At 61.9% G+C, this 270-nt stretch carries 1 protein-coding gene; it reads left to right on the forward strand.

Annotation, left to right across the window (positions count from 1 at the left end):
* The coding region (locus tag H0X90_RS36130; RefSeq protein WP_269061751.1) for a hypothetical protein at positions 1-270 on the forward strand (270 nt) is incomplete at both ends.

Consider the following 270-nt stretch of genomic DNA (forward strand, 5'->3'; position numbering starts at 1 on the left):
TCGTGTTGGTCGACACCACGCCCGACAGCGAAGTCACGTTGCTGTTCGTCGTGCTCAAGCCGCTCGACAGCGAGCCAATGTTGCTGTTGGCCGTGCTCAGGCCGCTCGAAGTCGACGAGGACAGCGATGCCACGTTGCTGTTCGTCGTGCTCAGACCCGACGACAGCGAGCTCACACCCGTCGACAGCGACGCGATATTGCTCGTGTTGGTCGACACCACGCCCGACAGCGAAGTCACGTTGCTGTTCGTCGTGCTCAAGCCGCTCGACA

The organism is Burkholderia sp. 9775_39 (assembly GCF_015712225.1).
GTDB lineage: Bacteria > Pseudomonadota > Gammaproteobacteria > Burkholderiales > Burkholderiaceae > Burkholderia > Burkholderia cenocepacia.